Source organism: Exiguobacterium sp. MMG028 (genome assembly GCF_027947425.1).
GTDB classification, from domain to species: domain Bacteria; phylum Bacillota; class Bacilli; order Exiguobacteriales; family Exiguobacteriaceae; genus Exiguobacterium; species Exiguobacterium aestuarii_A.
On record NZ_JAQJIN010000001.1, the window covers coordinates 592,313 to 609,176 of the forward strand.

16 protein-coding genes are annotated in these 16,864 nt (G+C 49.4%); 11 read left to right on the forward strand and 5 right to left on the reverse strand.

Annotated features, from left to right (window positions below):
* Nucleotides 1-18: 18 nt before the first annotated feature.
* Nucleotides 19-1,032, reverse strand: a complete 1,014-nt coding sequence (locus tag PJK55_RS03180) for a tyrosine-type recombinase/integrase (protein ID WP_271304777.1) — start codon at nucleotides 1,030-1,032, stop codon at nucleotides 19-21.
* On the reverse strand, nucleotides 1,029-2,090 hold the full coding sequence (locus PJK55_RS03185; RefSeq protein ID WP_271304778.1) for a GGDEF domain-containing protein: 1,062 nt from the start codon (nucleotides 2,088-2,090) through the stop codon (nucleotides 1,029-1,031). Before PJK55_RS03185 ends, PJK55_RS03180 begins: the two co-directional genes overlap by 4 nt.
* A gap of 341 nt (nucleotides 2,091-2,431) precedes the next feature.
* On the opposite strand from PJK55_RS03185, the gene PJK55_RS03190 reads away from it, so the two are divergent.
* The 3 genes from PJK55_RS03190 (at nucleotide 2,432) to parC (ending at nucleotide 7,338) form a co-directional block, all read left to right on the forward strand.
* Nucleotides 2,432-2,836 carry a CoA-binding protein gene (locus PJK55_RS03190; RefSeq protein WP_271304779.1) on the forward strand — a complete coding sequence of 135 codons (405 nt, stop codon included), beginning with the start codon at nucleotides 2,432-2,434 and terminating at the stop codon, nucleotides 2,834-2,836.
* 126 nt (nucleotides 2,837-2,962) lie between these two features.
* On the forward strand, nucleotides 2,963-4,930 hold the full coding sequence (parE, locus tag PJK55_RS03195; RefSeq protein WP_214692431.1) for a DNA topoisomerase IV subunit B: 1,968 nt from the start codon (nucleotides 2,963-2,965) through the stop codon (nucleotides 4,928-4,930).
* A 2-nt stretch (nucleotides 4,931-4,932) separates the two neighbouring features.
* Nucleotides 4,933-7,338 (forward strand): DNA topoisomerase IV subunit A, encoded by a 2,406-nt coding sequence (gene parC / locus PJK55_RS03200; RefSeq protein WP_271304780.1) that lies wholly within the window; start codon nucleotides 4,933-4,935, stop codon nucleotides 7,336-7,338.
* A 32-nt stretch (nucleotides 7,339-7,370) separates the two neighbouring features.
* On the opposite strand, the gene PJK55_RS03205 is transcribed toward parC, so the two are convergent.
* Nucleotides 7,371-7,877, reverse strand: coding sequence for a DinB family protein (locus PJK55_RS03205; protein ID WP_271304781.1), 507 nt, complete (start codon nucleotides 7,875-7,877; stop codon nucleotides 7,371-7,373).
* Between the two features lie 129 nt (nucleotides 7,878-8,006).
* Between PJK55_RS03205 and PJK55_RS03210 the strand changes: the two genes are divergently transcribed.
* Genes PJK55_RS03210 through PJK55_RS03220 form a run of 3 tightly spaced genes read left to right on the forward strand, consistent with a single transcriptional unit; the run spans nucleotide 8,007 to nucleotide 9,823 of the window.
* Complete coding sequence (locus PJK55_RS03210; protein ID WP_271304782.1) at nucleotides 8,007-8,630, forward strand: NUDIX hydrolase; 624 nt, start codon at nucleotides 8,007-8,009, stop codon at nucleotides 8,628-8,630.
* An 11-nt stretch (nucleotides 8,631-8,641) separates the two neighbouring features.
* The gene (locus PJK55_RS03215) at nucleotides 8,642-9,355 is read left to right on the forward strand and encodes an MBL fold metallo-hydrolase (RefSeq protein WP_271304783.1); all 714 of its coding nucleotides are present in this window, start codon (nucleotides 8,642-8,644) and stop codon (nucleotides 9,353-9,355) included.
* A 15-nt stretch (nucleotides 9,356-9,370) separates the two neighbouring features.
* Entirely contained in the window at nucleotides 9,371-9,823 is a 453-nt protein-coding gene (locus PJK55_RS03220; protein ID WP_214782950.1) for a GNAT family N-acetyltransferase, read from the forward strand.
* 109 nt (nucleotides 9,824-9,932) lie between these two features.
* Here PJK55_RS03220 and PJK55_RS03225 read toward each other — a convergent pair whose 3' ends face one another.
* Nucleotides 9,933-10,487, reverse strand: coding sequence for a GNAT family N-acetyltransferase (locus PJK55_RS03225; protein WP_271304784.1), 555 nt, complete (start codon nucleotides 10,485-10,487; stop codon nucleotides 9,933-9,935).
* A 260-nt stretch (nucleotides 10,488-10,747) separates the two neighbouring features.
* Here PJK55_RS03225 and PJK55_RS03230 point away from each other — a divergent pair, with 260 nt between their 5' ends.
* The 5 genes from PJK55_RS03230 to PJK55_RS03250 all read left to right on the forward strand — a co-directional run bounded on the left by PJK55_RS03230 (nucleotide 10,748) and on the right by PJK55_RS03250 (nucleotide 15,333).
* Nucleotides 10,748-11,596, forward strand: a complete 849-nt coding sequence (locus tag PJK55_RS03230; protein WP_214760938.1) for a transporter substrate-binding domain-containing protein — start codon at nucleotides 10,748-10,750, stop codon at nucleotides 11,594-11,596.
* A gap of 9 nt (nucleotides 11,597-11,605) precedes the next feature.
* Complete coding sequence (locus PJK55_RS03235) at nucleotides 11,606-12,304, forward strand: amino acid ABC transporter permease (protein ID WP_214692406.1); 699 nt, start codon at nucleotides 11,606-11,608, stop codon at nucleotides 12,302-12,304.
* Nucleotides 12,305-12,420: 116 nt separating this feature from the next.
* Nucleotides 12,421-13,329 (forward strand): AAA family ATPase, encoded by a 909-nt coding sequence (locus tag PJK55_RS03240; protein ID WP_271304785.1) that lies wholly within the window; start codon nucleotides 12,421-12,423, stop codon nucleotides 13,327-13,329.
* A 1-nt stretch (nucleotide 13,330) separates the two neighbouring features.
* A complete protein-coding gene (locus tag PJK55_RS03245) occupies nucleotides 13,331-14,359 on the forward strand; it encodes a DUF58 domain-containing protein (protein ID WP_271304786.1) in 1,029 nt (342 codons plus the stop codon).
* On the forward strand, nucleotides 14,356-15,333 hold the full coding sequence (locus PJK55_RS03250; protein WP_271304787.1) for a hypothetical protein: 978 nt from the start codon (nucleotides 14,356-14,358) through the stop codon (nucleotides 15,331-15,333). The genes PJK55_RS03245 and PJK55_RS03250 overlap by 4 nt, the downstream gene beginning before the upstream one ends.
* Nucleotides 15,334-15,374: 41 nt before the next feature.
* Here PJK55_RS03250 and cls read toward each other — a convergent pair whose 3' ends face one another.
* Nucleotides 15,375-16,841, reverse strand: a complete 1,467-nt coding sequence (gene cls / locus PJK55_RS03255; protein ID WP_271304788.1) for a cardiolipin synthase — start codon at nucleotides 16,839-16,841, stop codon at nucleotides 15,375-15,377.
* Nucleotides 16,842-16,864 lie beyond the last annotated feature (23 nt).

A 16,864-nucleotide genomic window follows, 5' to 3' on the forward strand; every position in this document is an offset into this window, starting at 1 on the left:
TATAGTTTACATAACATATTATTGTAAACCTGATATTGCGTGTTTTTTCCGCTCGTCACCGATATGGGCATACACTTGTGTCGTGGCCACCGATTCATGACCAAGCAGCTGTTGAATCGTCAATACATCGATTCCGCTCATCGCCAGTCGTGTAGCAAACGTGTGGCGGAGCTTATGGGGTGTCACTTGTTTATATGACAAGAAAGGGAGATATGGTTTCAATCGATCGATATGACCTTTTAACACGTGTTGAACCGTACGAACGGCAATTCGTTTCCCTTTTTCATTCTGAAATAACGCACCTTCACCCGACAATTGACGGTATTCGATGAGTAAGGGCTGAAGAGGACCCGCTATCGGAATGAGGCGCTCCTTGTTCCCTTTACCGATGACGCGGATGGTTTCGGTTTCGAAGTTGATATCGGTCCAATTGAGTCCGACGAGTTCCGACACGCGCATACCCGTAAGTCCGAGAAGTTGGATAATTAAAAAGTCACGTTCGCGATTTGCCTCATACCAGCTCGCCTCACGGTTCGTCATCCCAACATTGCTTCGGACGAGCGTTGAGAAGTCGAGCCACTCTGACTCTGTCAAATAGATCGGGTTCCGCTTGCCTCGCTTCGGTCGCTCCACGGCCTGAAATGGATTGATCGTGGCCTGGTTCGTCTCAATCAAATAATTGAAGAGTGATTGTAACGTAGACAATTTTCGATTGATGACACTCGGGGCGTTCTCGAGCTCGAGGGCGAGGTAAGTCGCATATGCTTCTGCCCCCGCATGATCGATTTCCGTAAATGCCGCCAAATCAATTGTCTCAGGTTCTAATTCAGTCCCGCTCACGTGTTCGACCCAACGGAAGAAGTCCAATACATCATAGACATAGCGTTGAGCGGTCTGTTTGGAGTAGTGCTTGGCCGCTAAGTGGTGGAAGAACTGTTGGATGAACACAGGTAATCGGTGCAATCCGTTCAGCTCAAACCGTTTCAAGTTCGTTGTTGTCGGCCGTTGTCCGAGTTGACGGAAGATACTCATTGAACCTCTCCTTTTCTTACGAATCTAACTTGATTCTTTCCATTTTGTTTTCCTTCACGCAAATAATCATCTGCCTCTTTCACGATCTCCTCTAACGTATCGAACTGTGTACGCACGGCAAGTCCGAACGTCATCGTGATATGGAGTTGTTCACCTTCGTATTCCAAACATGTGGATTCGATTTGATGTCGCAACTGTTCCGTTATGGCGTAAATGTCCCCAGACGAGTTCGTATAGAAGAGCAAAAACTCTTCACCACCCCAGCGTACGGCAATCCCGTCAACCGAGGACAAGATGGATGCGACTTGTTGGATGACACGGTCTCCACAATCGTGGCCATATGTCTCGTTGAACGACTTGAATCCGTCGATGTCACATAGCGCAATGGCGTAAGAGATGCCGCCACGACTAGCCTGCTCGATGGATTCCGAGACGCGTTCATGCCCGTTTTTCCGATTCAGCAGCCCGGTCAATCCGTCTGTCGAAGCGAGAACCTGCAATTGCTCGTTCGATTGCTCGAGTTCATCCGTCACCTCGACGACGGCCGATTCAAAGATGAATGAGAGACCGGCAATCATCATGACCGTCGAAAGGATGCAAAAGAGCCCAAGTGCCTGTTCGATAGGTTGTGGCAAAGTCACCATTCCGTCTGACACATTGACGAAGAGGATGCTATAGATCATCATTGCGAGGGCGGTCGTCAAGATTCGTTGTCCTTTTGTCACGCTCGGCATGAAAAAGACGCCATAGGCCATCATGAGTATGAAATAATGCATGTTGACATCCCAACCGAGAATGATCGTCGAGACGATCGCATTATACACGACTTCGATGAAGAGTCCGGTGAAGAAAATGCCGTACCATCGCTTATGTACAAAATAAAATGAAATCGTGTAATATAGGACGCTCACTCCGTTAGAGATGAACAAAGAGGTCACATCCAATCGCCAGAATAACAGACAGAACAATAGATGAACGAACCAGGCGATGACGTTGCCATAAAACATGATGCGTTCATTATACAGCGTTCCGCGACGGGCATCATAAATTGTTCCCATCTCACACCTCCTCTCATTCAGTATAGCGAAAGAACGCTTGTATTTATATAAAAGTCATCAAAATCATCCATGAAAAGACCTTATAACACGTCCTTATTGTTGCGTGAAATAGATATTTCACGCAATGTTTATGAGTTACATGATTGTTTCTGAATCGAACGGTTAATCGACCAATAAGTTTTATCGCAAAATAAATGGTAGACAATAATTTGTTATGTAAACCATATTGATTTGTCTTGAAATTGTAATGTTGAACCATTATACCTTATGATGAAAATAGGACTTGAAACGGCAAGTCAGGTAACGTTACACTGTAAACGTAAACCAAAGGGGGATTTTGGATGGATGATCAGCGTTTGAAGCAACTTTTGTCTGAAGCGAAGACCATCGCGGTCGTCGGCGTGTCCGACAACCCGAACAAGACGGCCAACCAGATTGCGGAGTACTTACTTCGTGTCGGGTATACCGTCATCCCTGTCAACCCGATGCTCGAGGAGTGGAACGGCCGCAAGGCATATCCGTCCGTCGAGAGCATCCCGGGTAGAATCGATATCGTCGACGTGTTCCGTCGCAGTGAATTTTTAGCAGGTGTCGCGGAAGATGCGGTACGACATGGGGATGTCGGGCTCGTCTTCAACCAGCTTGGTCTCTCAAGTTCAGAGGCGGAGCAAATCGCACGCGATGCCGGGCTCGATTACATCGAGAACCGCTGCCTGTACGTGGAGCATGCTCGTCTACTCGGATAAGACCTACCTCCTTGGTAGGTCTCCTTTTTTTCAGCAACGGCTGACAAGGGAGGCTTGCCAGAATCGATGAACAGCTATACAATAGGAAAGAAAAACGAACGTGTGTTCGAAATTGAGGTGACTGCTATGTCAACAGATCTATTTAATTACAATGAAGACGCCATCCAGGTGCTCGAAGGACTCACGGCCGTACGAAAACGACCGGGGATGTACATCGGGTCAACCGACCATCGCGGGCTTCACCATCTCGTGTATGAGATCGTCGACAATGCGATCGATGAAGCGCTCGCCGGGTTCGGTGGTCAAATCGATGTGACGATTCATAAGGACGATGCGATCACGGTCCGTGACCACGGACGTGGGATGCCGACAGGGATGCACGCCTCTGGAAAACCGACACCTGAAGTCATCTTCACCGTTCTCCATGCTGGTGGGAAGTTTGGACAAGGCGGTTACAAGACGTCGGGCGGTCTCCACGGGGTCGGTGCCTCGGTCGTCAACGCACTCTCGAGCAAGGTCGTCGTGACAATTTATCGCGACGGGAAAGTGTTCGAGCAGACATTCGCGGACGGCGGCGTGCCGCAGACGACGCTCCTCGAGACGGGCAAGACGCGCCAGACAGGAACGAGCGTCTATTTTAAACCGGATGCATCGATCTTCTCGACGACAACGTATAACTATGACACGCTCGCCGAACGATTACGTGAATCGGCTTTCCTTTTAAAAGGATTGACGATCACACTGACGGATGAGCGTACCGATAAACAAGAGACGTTCCATTACGAGGATGGGATTGCTGAATTCGTTCAATATTTAAATGACGATAAGGCGACGCTTCATCCGATCGTCTACTTCGAAGGGACAGAGAACGAGATTGAGATCGAACTCGCATTCCAGTTCACAGACGCCTATTCCGAGAACGTCCTCTCTTTCGTCAACAACGTCCGTACGCGTGACGGTGGGACGCATGAGGTCGGCGCCAAGACGGCGATGACCCGGATCATGAATGAATATGCGCGTAAGAACGGATTGCTCAAAGAGAAGGACAAGAACCTAGACGGCGGCGACGTCCGTGAGGGACTCACACTCATCGTCTCGGTCCGAATCCCAGAGGAATTCCTCCAGTTCGAGGGTCAAACGAAGTCGAAACTCGGCTCCCCAGAGGCGCGTGCGAGTGCCGATAGCGTCATGGCGAAGCAACTGACGATTTTCTTAGAAGAGAACCCACAGATGGCCACGATGCTCATCAAAAAAGCGATTCGCGCGGCTCAGGCGCGTGAGGCGGCACGAAAAGCACGTGAAGAGGCACGGAACGGTAAGAAGAAGAAACGTTCGAGCATCTTGAACGGGAAATTGACGCCGGCGACATCGAAGAATGCCGCGAAGAACGAACTGTTCCTCGTCGAGGGTGACTCGGCCGGTGGTTCCGCCAAACAAGGGCGTGACCGGACGTTCCAAGCCATCCTTCCGTTACGCGGGAAAGTCATCAACTCCGAGAAGTCAAAACTCCAGGACATCATGAAGAATGAAGAAATCAATACAATCATCCACGCGATTGGTGCCGGGGTCGGTCATGATTTCGATTTGGATGACTGCAACTTCGACAAGATCATCATCATGACGGATGCCGATACAGATGGTGCGCATATCCAAGTGCTCCTTCTCACGTTCTTCTTCCGTTATATGCGACCGCTCGTTGAGGCTGGCCGTGTGTTCGTCGCCTTGCCACCGCTCTATCGCATCTCAAAAGGGAAAGGCAAGTCCGAGCAGTTCGACTACGCATGGGACGAAGAGGCGCTCGAGAAGTTGGTCAAAGTGTATAAGAAAGGCTATATCCTCCAGCGCTATAAAGGTCTCGGTGAGATGAACGCGGACCAGTTATGGGAGACGACGATGAATCCGGATACCCGTACGCTCATCCGTGTCACGGTGGACGACGCGGCTGTCGCGGACAAGCGCGTCTCGGTCTTGATGGGCGATAACGTCACGCATCGCCGTGAGTGGATCGAGGAGAACGTTGCCTTCGGACTCCAGGAAGATGATTCGATCATCGCCAATGAACATGTGACTAAAGCGATTGAGGAAGTGATGTAACGATGTCGACGATTCAACACATTTTAAACTTATCTCTCGAACAGGTCGTCGGTGACCGGTTCGGGCGTTATTCAAAATATATCATTCAAGACCGTGCCTTGCCGGACGCACGCGACGGGCTCAAGCCCGTACAACGTCGTATCCTTTATGCGATGCACCATGAGGGGAATACGAACGACAAGCCTTACCGGAAGTCTGCGAAGACGGTCGGGAACGTCATCGGGAACTATCACCCGCACGGTGACTCGTCCGTCTATGAGGCGATGGTACGTCTCTCTCAGGACTGGAAACTACGCTATCCGCTCATCGACATGCATGGGAACAACGGGTCGATGGACGGTGACCCGGCAGCGGCCATGCGTTATACGGAAGCGCGTCTCTCGAAGATTGCTGGGGTCATGCTGACGTCGATCGCGAAGAATACGGTCGACTATACGCCGAACTTTGACGATTCGACGGAAGAACCGCTCGTCTTGCCGTCACTCCTCCCGAACTTGCTCATGAACGGAACGACAGGAATCTCAGCGGGTTATGCGACAGAAATCCCGCCGCATAACTTGACGGAAGTGCTCAACCTCGCCATAGCACGCCTGAAAGGCAATGTCGATACAGCGAAAGACGCCCTCGAGTATGTCACAGGACCTGACTTCCCGACCGGAGGAACAGTCATGGGGAAAGAAGGCATCCTGAAGGCGTTCGAGACCGGCAAGGGTAAGGTCATCATCCGCGCGAAATCAGAGATTGAGCAGCTAAAAGGCGGCCGTGAACAGATCACGATCACCGAACTCCCCTATGAAGTGAACAAGGCGAACCTCGTCAAAAAGATGGAAGAGCTCCGTCTCGACAAAAAGGTCGAAGGTGTCGCGGAAGTCCGTGACGAGACGGACCGGACCGGCCTTCGTGTCGTCATCGAATTGAAGAAAGAGGCAGACGCGGAGGGTGTCCTTCACTTCTTCTTGAAGCATACGGACCTGCAGCTCGCCTATAACTACAATATGGTCTCCATCGTGAACCGGACACCAAAACAGATGGGCATCATCCCGATCATCGACGCCTATTTGAAGCACGTCGAAGAAGTGGTGACACGTCGCACAACGTTTGAACTCGAACAGGCGAAAAAACGGGCTGAAATCGTCGATGCCTTGGAACAAGCCATCTCGGTCCTCGATGAGACGCTTGAATTGATCCGTTCCGCGAAAGATAAAGCGGACGCGAAGAAGAAACTGATGGAGCGGTTCTCATTCACGGAACGCCAGGCCGAAGCGGTCGTCATGCTCCAATTGTATCGACTCACGAATACGGACATCGTCGAGTTGCAAAAAGAAGCGAAGGCACTCCAAAAAGAGATCGCTCGCCTCTCGAACATTCTTGACGTGGATGCGACGAAACGGAAGTTGATCGTGAAAGAACTCACGGCGCTACGTGATGAGTTCGGGGATGACCGTCGCTCGGTCATCGAGTCGGAAGTCGAAGAATTGAAGCTGAAGACGGAAGTCATGATTGCCGTCGAAGAGACGATGGTCTTCGTCAGCCGTGACGGATACGTTAAACGTGCCTCGATGCGCTCATACGGCGCCTCAAGTGACGTCTTACCGGAGATGAAGGATAAAGACCGTCCTCTCCTCATGACACAAGCGATGACGACAGACCACTTGCTCGTCTGGACGAACAAAGGGAGCTACCTCCTCATCCCAATCCATCAGATCCCTGAATCGAAGTGGAAGGATGCCGGTCAGCACGTCGCCAACCTCGTCCCAATCGAAGGAGAACAGGTCATCTCGGCAGACGTTGTCTCGACGTTCGAGACAGATGCCCATTGCCTCTTCGTGACGAAAGACGGAATGGTCAAACGTACGCCGTTACGAGACTATGACGCGCAGCGGAAGTCGAAACCGCTCATGGCCTTGAAGCTAAAAGGTGACGATGAGGTCGTTTTCGCTGGAATTAGTGATGGTCCTGGGCAGTTGTTCCTCGTCTCCGAGCGTGGATATGGCCTCTGGTTCAAAGAAGATGACGTACCGGTCGTTGGACAGCGGGCAGCTGGTGTGAAAGCGATGAACTTGAAAGATGGTGACGTCGTCGCGGATGCCTTCTCGTTCTTCACGCCACCGTTATTCGTTCTCGTGACGCAACGAGGAGCGGTCAAGAAGATGAAACTTGAAGACCAGTTCGATTGCACGAACCGCAACCTTCGCGGAACGATGCTCATTCGTGAGGTCAAATCAAAACCGCACCAAATCCGTCGTGTGCTCCCTGTACATGGGGATGAGACATTGCATATCGTCGGAAAAGAGAAAGCAAAACAAGTGAAGACAAAAACACTCACGCTACTTGATCGCTATGCCAACGGATCGTTCGTCTTCGACGAAGATTCATTCGGTGAGATCGAGGACGTGTATCTCGATTAAAGAAAAGACCTGTCGATCGGCATAATCGCCGCTCACAGGTCTTTTTGTGTTAGCCATCCTTCTAGTTCTTGTTGCTGTCGACGGTGATGCCGTGTATGCATCTCGACAAGCTCGAACCACTCTCTCGCATTCAACCAGCCGAATCCACCGTGAAAGGTCTTCCAATCGTCTGTGGCGTCGCCTAGACGGGTTTCTAACGCATCCATCCTTGAAATCAAGGTGGTCATCCGCCCGAGTAACTGCTCATTCGTATCGATATTGTTCGGAGGTTGGTTCATCTCGGGAGGGAGCTCGATTTTGATTGGAGGAAATCCACCTTCTCGGAACAACTTCTCCCCGAATGGTGTCTTCTCTCCACCGAGTTTGCCGTCTTCTTGAAGACAATGGTCGACTTCATCTAAATACTCATCCGCGACCAACATGATATGATCGTACATCTGACCAATTGACCAAATCGCAGGGGTGTATTTATACCGTAAGTCAGATTCTGAATAATGTAACAAAGTTTCTTTGAAATGAGTCAGTTCATAACGATTCATGCTGCACCTCTCCTCTGTTTACTTTCAGTATACGTGGCTTGTCCGAGTCTTCGAGGAATATAAATCTAAAAAGGAGAACGCGACGATTTGCCGAAAGAAACATGTAGGACAAATGATAGGGGGATCTATATGTCTCAATGGCTGACGTGGGCGAAACGGATTCAGGCGCTGTCTCAGGCCGGTCTGACGTTCACACGTGATCAATATGACCGAGAACGATATGAAGAACTCCAAGAAATCGCAAAAGAGATGTATGAACGACATTCAGACTTACCGAACGAGGCCGTCTCTCAATTGGTCCATGTTCAAGGGTATCCGACACCGAAGCTCGATGTACGGGGCGTTGTCTTCAAAGGGGACCGATTGTTACTCGTCAAGGAGCGGTCGGACGGGTTATGGACACTACCAGGTGGTTTCTGTGAGGTGAACCGTTCTCCTGCTGCGAATATCATCAAAGAAGTCGAAGAAGAGGCCGACTTGGATGTCATTCCGGTGCGGTTACTCGCCTTATTTGATATGCACGAACATCCACACCCGCCACTTTCTGAGCACTATTACAAACTCTTCATCGAGTGTGCATTGATCGGTGACGGGGAAGGGGAAGGCGCTGCCGGCGTAGAGACGACGGATGTCGGATTCTTTGAACGCGACCATTTACCAGAGCTCTCCCTTGCCCGAAACACGCTCGAACAGATTCATATGTGCTTCGACGCGCACTGGCAAGAAGATGACTGGACCACCTTATTCGATTAGGAGGATTTTCGATGAAAGTGAGACGATACGGACATATCCACCAACTAACCTTTTACGCTCCCGTTCTTCCAATCAACGTCCAGCTGATCGAACATGAGCTCGGGCTCGTCTTGATCGACACGGCGCTAAAACGAAATGCGGCACATATTCTGTCGTATATTGAAGAACTCGACAAACCACTCCTTGCCATTTTATTGACGCATGCCCACGGAGACCATGTCGGTGGGGTAGATGCCATCAAAGCGGAACATCCACTCGCAGAATTGTTCATCTCCCGGCGTGATGCCCGCTTACTATCAGGAGACCGTTCACTAGATGAGGAAGAAGAGCACAAGATACGGGGTTCCTTGCCGACGATTCGTTCTACACCAGATACGTTGTTAGATCCCGGTGAGCGGCTATTTGGTCTACGTGTCCTTGCCGCAAGTGGGCATACACCAGGTTCGATTGCATTTTACGATGAAACGAATCGGGTATTATTCGCCGGAGACGCTTTTCAGTCGCAGGGAGGGGCCGCAGTGGCGGGGGACGTCCGTCCGTTGTTCCCGCTGCCTGGTCTTGCGACATGGAACCGATCCGTTGCTGTAGGGAGTGCGGAGCGATTGATTGATTTGTCACCACTCTTGACCTTTGTCGGGCATGGTCCGCCACTTAAAGGGACACATCGTCTCTATTTGGCACTGAAGCGGGCGAAACGCAAACAGGCAAGGAAGTTTACTCGATAATGGAGGGGTGAGACGATGCAATTAAAAGAAATCCCGATCCATCAATTCGAACAGGCCCAGCAGATGCTCGAGATTCAGCGGAATGCATATGCTGTTGAAGCGGAACTGCTCGGATTTGACGAGATTCCGGCACGATATGAGACGATTGATGTCATTCAAAACTTGCCAGGTACGAGCTATGGATTGTATGTCGAGGAGCGGTTGATTGGATTTGTCACCATTGAAGCATCCGAAAACACGGTGGAGATCACAAAGCTTTGTATTGATCCGACATATTTTCGGGCGAGACTGGCGACGACGCTACTTGAGCACGTGTTGAGTATTCATAAAGGACAGCTCGTATACGTGCATACGGGCAAACATAACGGGCCCGCCAAGCGTCTTTATACGAAACTCGGATTTGTGCGAAGTACTGAATTTGAACCAGAACCCGGTGTCACATTAATTCGATATACACACTCTTCTTAAATTTCTATCTCATCTCACTATCATAAGTATACTAAGATAATGAGATGAGTCTTTATTTTTACTGATAATATATGTTATGTAAACTAATAAAAAAGAGTATGAAAATACTCTATTTATGATTACCCCCTTCTTCGAAAATCTTGTACCAATACAAGGTCAAATCAATCTGTGGATTCGCGTGTTGTTTCATTGTATCGACTCCTCCGAGTTGGAATCCCTCTTTTCTATAAAAGCGACATGCAATCAAGTTATCGTTCTGTGCCTCAAGAGATAATCCAGTCAAGTCTCTCTCTTTAGCCCATCTTTCTGCCGCCACAAGTAGCATTCGTCCAATTCCTAGTTTACGGTGTGTCTTTCTGACCGCAATGTTTTCTATGTATGCAAACCGATTCCAATCTTTCACGAGCCGGATTTGCCCGACACATTCATCATTGTCCATCGCTAAATATACGACGCGATTGTCTCGTTCCATGTAATCTCGCCAATCAATCTGATCGTCTGGGAATGATATTTCCTTTCTGTTATCATAAAGTTCTTCTACATATGTCCATTCTCCGTTCATATAACTTGGGATGATTCGACCGATGATTGGAAATGGGTCATTCGCGTCATTCACTTGATTGATAAGTGACTCATTTAGTACATTTAGTTGAATACGACTCATTCGTTCCGCCTCTTTTCATAATAGGATTATTTCCATTTGTTCATTTCGATTAACCTAGTTGTTATGTCAGTTGAAAACCTGTTTCATTAATTAATGATATCTGTATTATAGAAATGAATTTCGCATTCAACGGAATGTTAGCGCTTTATGAATAAACGTTTCAAATGTGACTTGAATCTGTTTAATACGTGTTTCATAGTTGCTAGACCGGTGAACTCATGCTATTTTTAGACAGATGAAGCATCTAAGGAGGAATTCTTGTGAAACGAACAACAAAAGGTTTGGCAGCAACATTGTTTTTAGCAATCCCACTTGCCGCTTGTGGTGATGATAGCACGAATCAAGCAGATACGACACGTTGGGAAGAAATTCAAGAAGAAGGAACGTTGACAGTCGGAACGGCTGGTACGCTCTACCCCGCTTCTTTCCGTGAAGAAGAGAGTGATACGTTGACAGGTTTTGACGTGGAACTCATGAAAGAGATCGCAAAGCGCCTCGAGCTTGAAGTCGAGTTCAAAGAAATGGCATTTGACAACATGTTGACGAGCGTTCAAAACGGTCAAATCGACGTAGCGGCGAATGATATCTCGGTCACCGAAGACCGCAAGGAAAAGTTTGCTTTCTCGAAACCGTATAAGTACACATACGGAACAGCCATCGTTCGGAAGAGCGACCTTTCAGGCATTGAATCGCTTGAAGATTTGAAAGGCAAAAAAGCCGCTGGTGAAGCGACGACCGTCTTCATGGATGTGGCACGTCAATACGGAGCTGAAGAAGTCATCTATGACAACGCGACGAACGACCAGTACTTGCGTGATGTCTCGACAGGACGTACCGATGTCATCTTGAACGATTACTATCTTCAAACGCTTGCTCTCGCCTTCTTCCCTGAGTTCGATATCACGATTCACCCTGATATCGCTTATAACCCGCAAGAAGTCGCATTCTTGATGGATAACGAAAACGACGAGCTTCAAGAAAATATCGACCGTGTACTGGAAGAAATGCTCGAAGACGGTACGGTCAAAGAGTTGTCAGAGCAATTCTACAACGGGGCCGACGTCTCGGTTGAACCTGATGTGGACGCGACAATCGTCGAGACGAAGTAAGGAAATGATATGACGTTCTCAGACATCAAATGGGACGCCATCTTTGACGTAGACCTAGCCATCGAGTCGTTCCCTTATCTGTTAGGTGGATTACCGAACACGCTTTGGATTTCCTTTACGAGCATGTTTTTCGGTCTTGTGCTTGGTCTGATATTGGCGCTTGGGAAGTTGTCTCCGACGCGACTCCTTCGCTATCCATCGACATTTTATATCTCGTTCATGCGTGGTGTGCCCATTCTGATCATCTTGTTCATCCTCTATTCGGGATTCCCGTTCATCGGTATCGAGTTTGCCGCATTGACTGCAGCCATTCTCGGGTTTAGTTTGAACTCTGCCGCCTATATCGCCGAGATTATCCGCTCGTCGATTCGTGCAGTTGATGACGGACAGGTGGAAGCGGCCCGTTCGCTCGGGATGGGGAAATGGTTGACGCTCAAAGGTGTCGTCCTACCTCAGGCGACACGGATCGCCCTTCCCCCGCTCTCGAACGTCTTTCTCGATTTAATCAAAGCGAGTTCCCTTGCGGCGATGATCACTGTCCCGGAGATCTTCAATAAAGCAAAAATCGTCGGGGGTCGTGAGTTTGATTATATGACGGTCTATATCGTCGTGGCATTGATTTACTGGGCGATTTGTACGTTCATGTCGTTTTTCCAAGAGTGGCTCGAGCGTCATTTTGAACGATACTTAGATTCCCCAAAACGTTGACTGACTGGCTGATGCCGGTCGGTCTTTTTTAGATTATCGTCGGATTTTCCGCACACCTCAATCGTCGATTATGCTATGATTTTCTTAATTATCAGAAAAATATAGGGGGATTTTGAATGGTGCATCCATGGGTTTCACATTTAAATGATCAAGTCATCGGGCAATCAAAAGCAATTAAACTTGCCTCGATTGCATTATTATCAGGAGGACACGTGTTACTGGAAGACCGTCCAGGAACAGGGAAAACGACTCTCGCCCGAAGTCTCGCTAGTTCCATATCGGCGACGTTTCAGCGTGTCCAATGTACGCCGGACACTTTACCGAGTGACATTTTAGGAATGGAATTGTTCAATCCGACGACGGGGGCGTTTGAACGTCGGACGGGACCTATTTTTACGTCAATTCTTCTCGTCGATGAGATTAACCGGACGACACCGCGTACGCAATCGGCCTTGCTTGAGGCGATGCAAGAACGTCAAGTGACCCTCGGGGAAGTGTCACTTCAGTTACCGGAACCGTTCTTTATGATTGCTACACAAAACCCGTTCGACGGACAAGGGACATTTCCGCTTCCGCAAGCACAATTGGATCGATTCCTGTTCAAATTGACACTGGCTCCCCTGTCACGAGATTCAGAGCGTCGTTTGATTCGAAATGAGCATCTGTCGACAGAGCCATTCTCGCTTCAACGTGACGAGCTGTTGAAGATGCAACAAGAGGTTCGCGATGTGAAGTTCCATGAGGCGATGGAGGACTATCTCCTCGATTTGATGGAGTCACTCCGTCACCACAGGGATATCGAGGTGGGTCCGAGTCCGCGAGCGACCCTTGCCTATACGATGGCGGCCCGGGCACATGCCTATATGGAAGGACGAGACTTCGTTTCACCAGAAGACATCCGAGCGCTCGCTCTTCCGATTCTAGGACACCGAATCGTCTTGACGGTCGAAGCTTCCTTGAAGACGAAACCGACGAAGCTCATCAAATCTGTACTCGAGACCATCCAGGTCCCATCAGAGGTGTAAGATGCAGTTAGTCAGCCCACGCTATCTCGAGTCCGGATACATGTGGCTCTTGTTTGTCGTCGGGGTCTTCACAGCGCTATATGGGAATGTCTTGATAGCGAGCCTATTGATCGGCTTCAGTCTCTATGCTTTGGTCATGCCGGCTTTCATGTTTCGGTTAGCGGAGCATGTGCATGTCGACCTCACCGAGGAGTTAAAACTGTTCCCGAACGACGACGCTGTCTACGTGTTAAAACTCGTATCCACTGCAAAAGTACCACTCGGAGTCGTACGTCTATCCGGGTATTTACATCCGACCGTCGAGTCGGAAGGTCACGCGTTTTGGCGCCAGGAGAACTTTGTCGAGACGAATGCAACCGTCGACTTTACCATCCCGCTCCATGCCAAGAAGCGCGGCCCCATCCGCCTTGAGGCAATCGGGATGGAAATTCGTGACCCGCTTCGTATGTTCTCTCTATACAAGGAAGACACCCTTCCCCGAATCGGTTATGTGTTTCCTGAATTTTCACCGTATCCGATTCCGAAACGGCCACCTACCCTCCCTGGGGAGGAGATGGTCCGACATAGCGCCTATCGTGACCCGGAGACGTTCCAGTCGGTCACCCCGTATCACGGACAACCGATGCGACAGTTGTATTGGTCTGCCTATGCGAAAACAGGGGAATTGCTTGCCCGCACAGAGCAACCGGTCCAAGCGAATGAGTATGTGATCGTCCTCGATTTGTTGACGAAAGACGGACGAGCCCTCACCTATCAGATGGAACGACTCATCTCACAAGCGGCAGCCCTCTGCCGTGATTTCGAGAAAGAGAACGCAAGTTATGGTCTCATCGTCCCGACGCTTACGAAAGATGGGATCACATACGACCTACCTCCTGGAAGCGGCGAGGTGCATTTCCGTAAGATCATGACGACGTTCGCCTGTCTGTCGGAGAGCGATTTTCCATTGGCACGCTCCTTGTTCGAACGAAAAGTCGCCAAGTATAGCGGGAATCAATCGATCTTACGGTTAGGGGGTGACGGTCAATGAGATGGTTATGGTGGGTCTTCGCGGCATTTTATATCGGTCACGTGTTTCCGCTCCTCTTTTTATTGACGCTACGTCTCTCTCGGAACACACAACTTATCGTGCAGACGGTCCTTTCGATCGGTGCCCTGTACTTCTCATACGAAATGAGCATTTTGCTTTTGGTCTTCACGTACGTGCATGCGTTTATCCGAACGTTGGATTGGACGGATCGTTACGCGATGGCGAGTGTCCTGTTCTTAGTGGCCGACTGGTTATTCCCACCGGCGACCCAGCCGCTCGCGATGGTGCTCTTTCCGTTCATCTTTTTGATTTGGCAGCGGAATCTTTACTATCGTCGTGACTATAAGCGCATGGTGACAATGCTTGCTCTCGGGCTAGGAATCGGGTTAGCCGTTTCCCTCATCATCCGTACGATCAAAGAGCTGTTGTTTGGGAATGTCATCGCCTGGATCAGTCCTTTCTTCTTATGGATTGGCAGCTGGTTCGACGGCATCACACTCGATCCGAATGACCGTGTGAACCGCTTCCTCGTGCCAGATAACCCAAACATCGATGCGGAGACAGTGTCACAGGAGACATTACTCCAGTCCGCTTCGAATGAGTCACTCTTTTTCATCGGTATCTTTGTTGTCACCTTGTTGATTGGTGTCGGTTTGTTCTTCTATTTACAGAAGCGAAAAGACATCCAGGAAGACGGGATGATTCCAAAGAGTATTCATCACCCGACGCTTTCCGATAAACGAATTGTTCGTTCCCCAAGACAGATTCAGCTTCTCGAAACGGGACGGAAGCTCGAACAAGTGCAACCGCGTCTCCGTGAAGAAACGGTATCTGACTGGCTACAACGAATTGGGTTTACGAACCATACCTTATACGCTGAATGGTTAGAGGCGGCGGAATATGGAGACAAGGAAGCTCCAAAAGACGTCAATGAGTCATTCGAGCGTCTTGTCGCACAATTGAAGAAACGTTAAAAAACATCCGGTGAGGAATTTCCTCTACCGGATGTTTCGCGTTATAGGATCGGGCTGAGCAGGCGTGACACGCTCTCTTTGAAACGAATCCAACGAGTCCTCGACTCGTATCGCTCAATCGTCAACCGTTCGGCACGGGATTCGTCCCGTTCGAATGCATCGATGACCGACTGGGCGACATCTCGGTCGAAGACGAGCGCTGAAATTTCAAAGTTGAGACGGAAGCTTCGCGCATCGATATTCGTCGTCCCGATAGAAGCGACCTCTCCGTCAATTACGAGCGTCTTCGCATGGAGGAATCCTTCTTCGTACGTAAAGACCTCAGCTCCGTAGCGTACGAGTTCCGCCGCATTCGCATAAGTCGCCCAGTAGACAAACATATGGTCCGGCTTATTTGGAATCATCAGCTTGATTTTGGTACCTGCCATGAGAGCAATCCGACAGGCATCAAGGAAGCTCGCATCCGGAATGAAGTATGGTGTCTGAATATAGATACAATCTTTTGACTGTGTGATCATTTTGACGAGCATGTTCTTCAGGTGCTCCGTCGAGGAATTCGGTCCTGAGGTCACGATTTGAACCGGTGAAGCATGATGTGAGATTCCCTCGGTCGGCCAGACAAAGTCGTTTTTCCGTGCTTTCGTTTTCGTCGGGACCGAGCGATTCCAGTCTAAGATGAACCGTTCTAATAATTCTTTCACGGCGTCGCCAGAGATTCGTAAGTGAACGTCACGCCAATAGCCGAAGTGCTCATCTTTTCCAAGGTATTCATCCCCGACGTTAAAACCCCCGATATAACCGAGTTCACCGTCGATGATACAGAGTTTTCGGTGATTTCGATTGTTGACTCGGAAATTGATGCCGAGTTTGGACGGGAAGAACGATTTGACTTCTCCTCCGTGAGCGAGTAAATCCTTAAAGTGTTTATGTCTTAATCCTCTCGATCCGACAGCATCATAAAGGAGACGGATGCGTACCCCTTGTTTCGCCTTCTCCGTTAACAGACGAATGAGAGACTGACCGAGCGGGTCGTTTTGGATGATGTAATATTGAATGTTCACTTCTTTCGTCGCGTGCTCGATGTCTTGAAACATTTTGTCGAACTTTTCCGTTCCGTCGTGCAGGACGGTGATATCGTTGTGGAATGACATCAGCGCATTCGTCGACACGAGGTTCAGACGTGCCAGCCGGCGATATTTCAAAAGAAGTGGATGATTGAACGGGGCGAGCGAACGGTCGAGCTGATCGAGTTGTTCTTCGACATGGTGGTGATATGCTTCGCGTTTCTCTTCTTCCACTTCATAAAAGTTTTGAGACTTGATCAGTCGGCCGAAGAAGATGTACACGAAAAAGCCAATGAGTGGTAAGAAGAAGAGAACGAGCAGCCATGCCCACGTCGTACCGATGTCCCGCCTCTCAAAAAAGATGATGGTGACGGCGAACGTGAGGTTAAGCAATAAGATGAGCCATGTCAGTATGACGATGATGAGTCCGATTGTTACTTCCATCGTATCCCTCCCTTTCCTTCAAT

Coding starts and splice junctions, on each gene's coding strand:
- PJK55_RS03180 (WP_271304777.1), bottom strand. CDS start 1,032: ATGAGTATCTTCCGTCAACTCGGACAACGGCCGACAACAACGAACTTG.
- PJK55_RS03185 (WP_271304778.1), bottom strand. CDS start 2,090: ATGGGAACAATTTATGATGCCCGTCGCGGAACGCTGTATAATGAACGC.
- PJK55_RS03190 (WP_271304779.1), top strand. CDS start 2,432: ATGGATGATCAGCGTTTGAAGCAACTTTTGTCTGAAGCGAAGACCATC.
- parE (WP_214692431.1), top strand. CDS start 2,963: ATGTCAACAGATCTATTTAATTACAATGAAGACGCCATCCAGGTGCTC.
- parC (WP_271304780.1), top strand. CDS start 4,933: ATGTCGACGATTCAACACATTTTAAACTTATCTCTCGAACAGGTCGTC.
- PJK55_RS03205 (WP_271304781.1), bottom strand. CDS start 7,877: ATGAATCGTTATGAACTGACTCATTTCAAAGAAACTTTGTTACATTAT.
- PJK55_RS03210 (WP_271304782.1), top strand. CDS start 8,007: ATGTCTCAATGGCTGACGTGGGCGAAACGGATTCAGGCGCTGTCTCAG.
- PJK55_RS03215 (WP_271304783.1), top strand. CDS start 8,642: ATGAAAGTGAGACGATACGGACATATCCACCAACTAACCTTTTACGCT.
- PJK55_RS03220 (WP_214782950.1), top strand. CDS start 9,371: ATGCAATTAAAAGAAATCCCGATCCATCAATTCGAACAGGCCCAGCAG.
- PJK55_RS03225 (WP_271304784.1), bottom strand. CDS start 10,487: ATGAGTCGTATTCAACTAAATGTACTAAATGAGTCACTTATCAATCAA.
- PJK55_RS03235 (WP_214692406.1), top strand. CDS start 11,606: ATGACGTTCTCAGACATCAAATGGGACGCCATCTTTGACGTAGACCTA.
- PJK55_RS03240 (WP_271304785.1), top strand. CDS start 12,421: ATGGTGCATCCATGGGTTTCACATTTAAATGATCAAGTCATCGGGCAA.
- PJK55_RS03245 (WP_271304786.1), top strand. CDS start 13,331: ATGCAGTTAGTCAGCCCACGCTATCTCGAGTCCGGATACATGTGGCTC.
- PJK55_RS03250 (WP_271304787.1), top strand. CDS start 14,356: ATGAGATGGTTATGGTGGGTCTTCGCGGCATTTTATATCGGTCACGTG.
- cls (WP_271304788.1), bottom strand. CDS start 16,841: ATGGAAGTAACAATCGGACTCATCATCGTCATACTGACATGGCTCATC.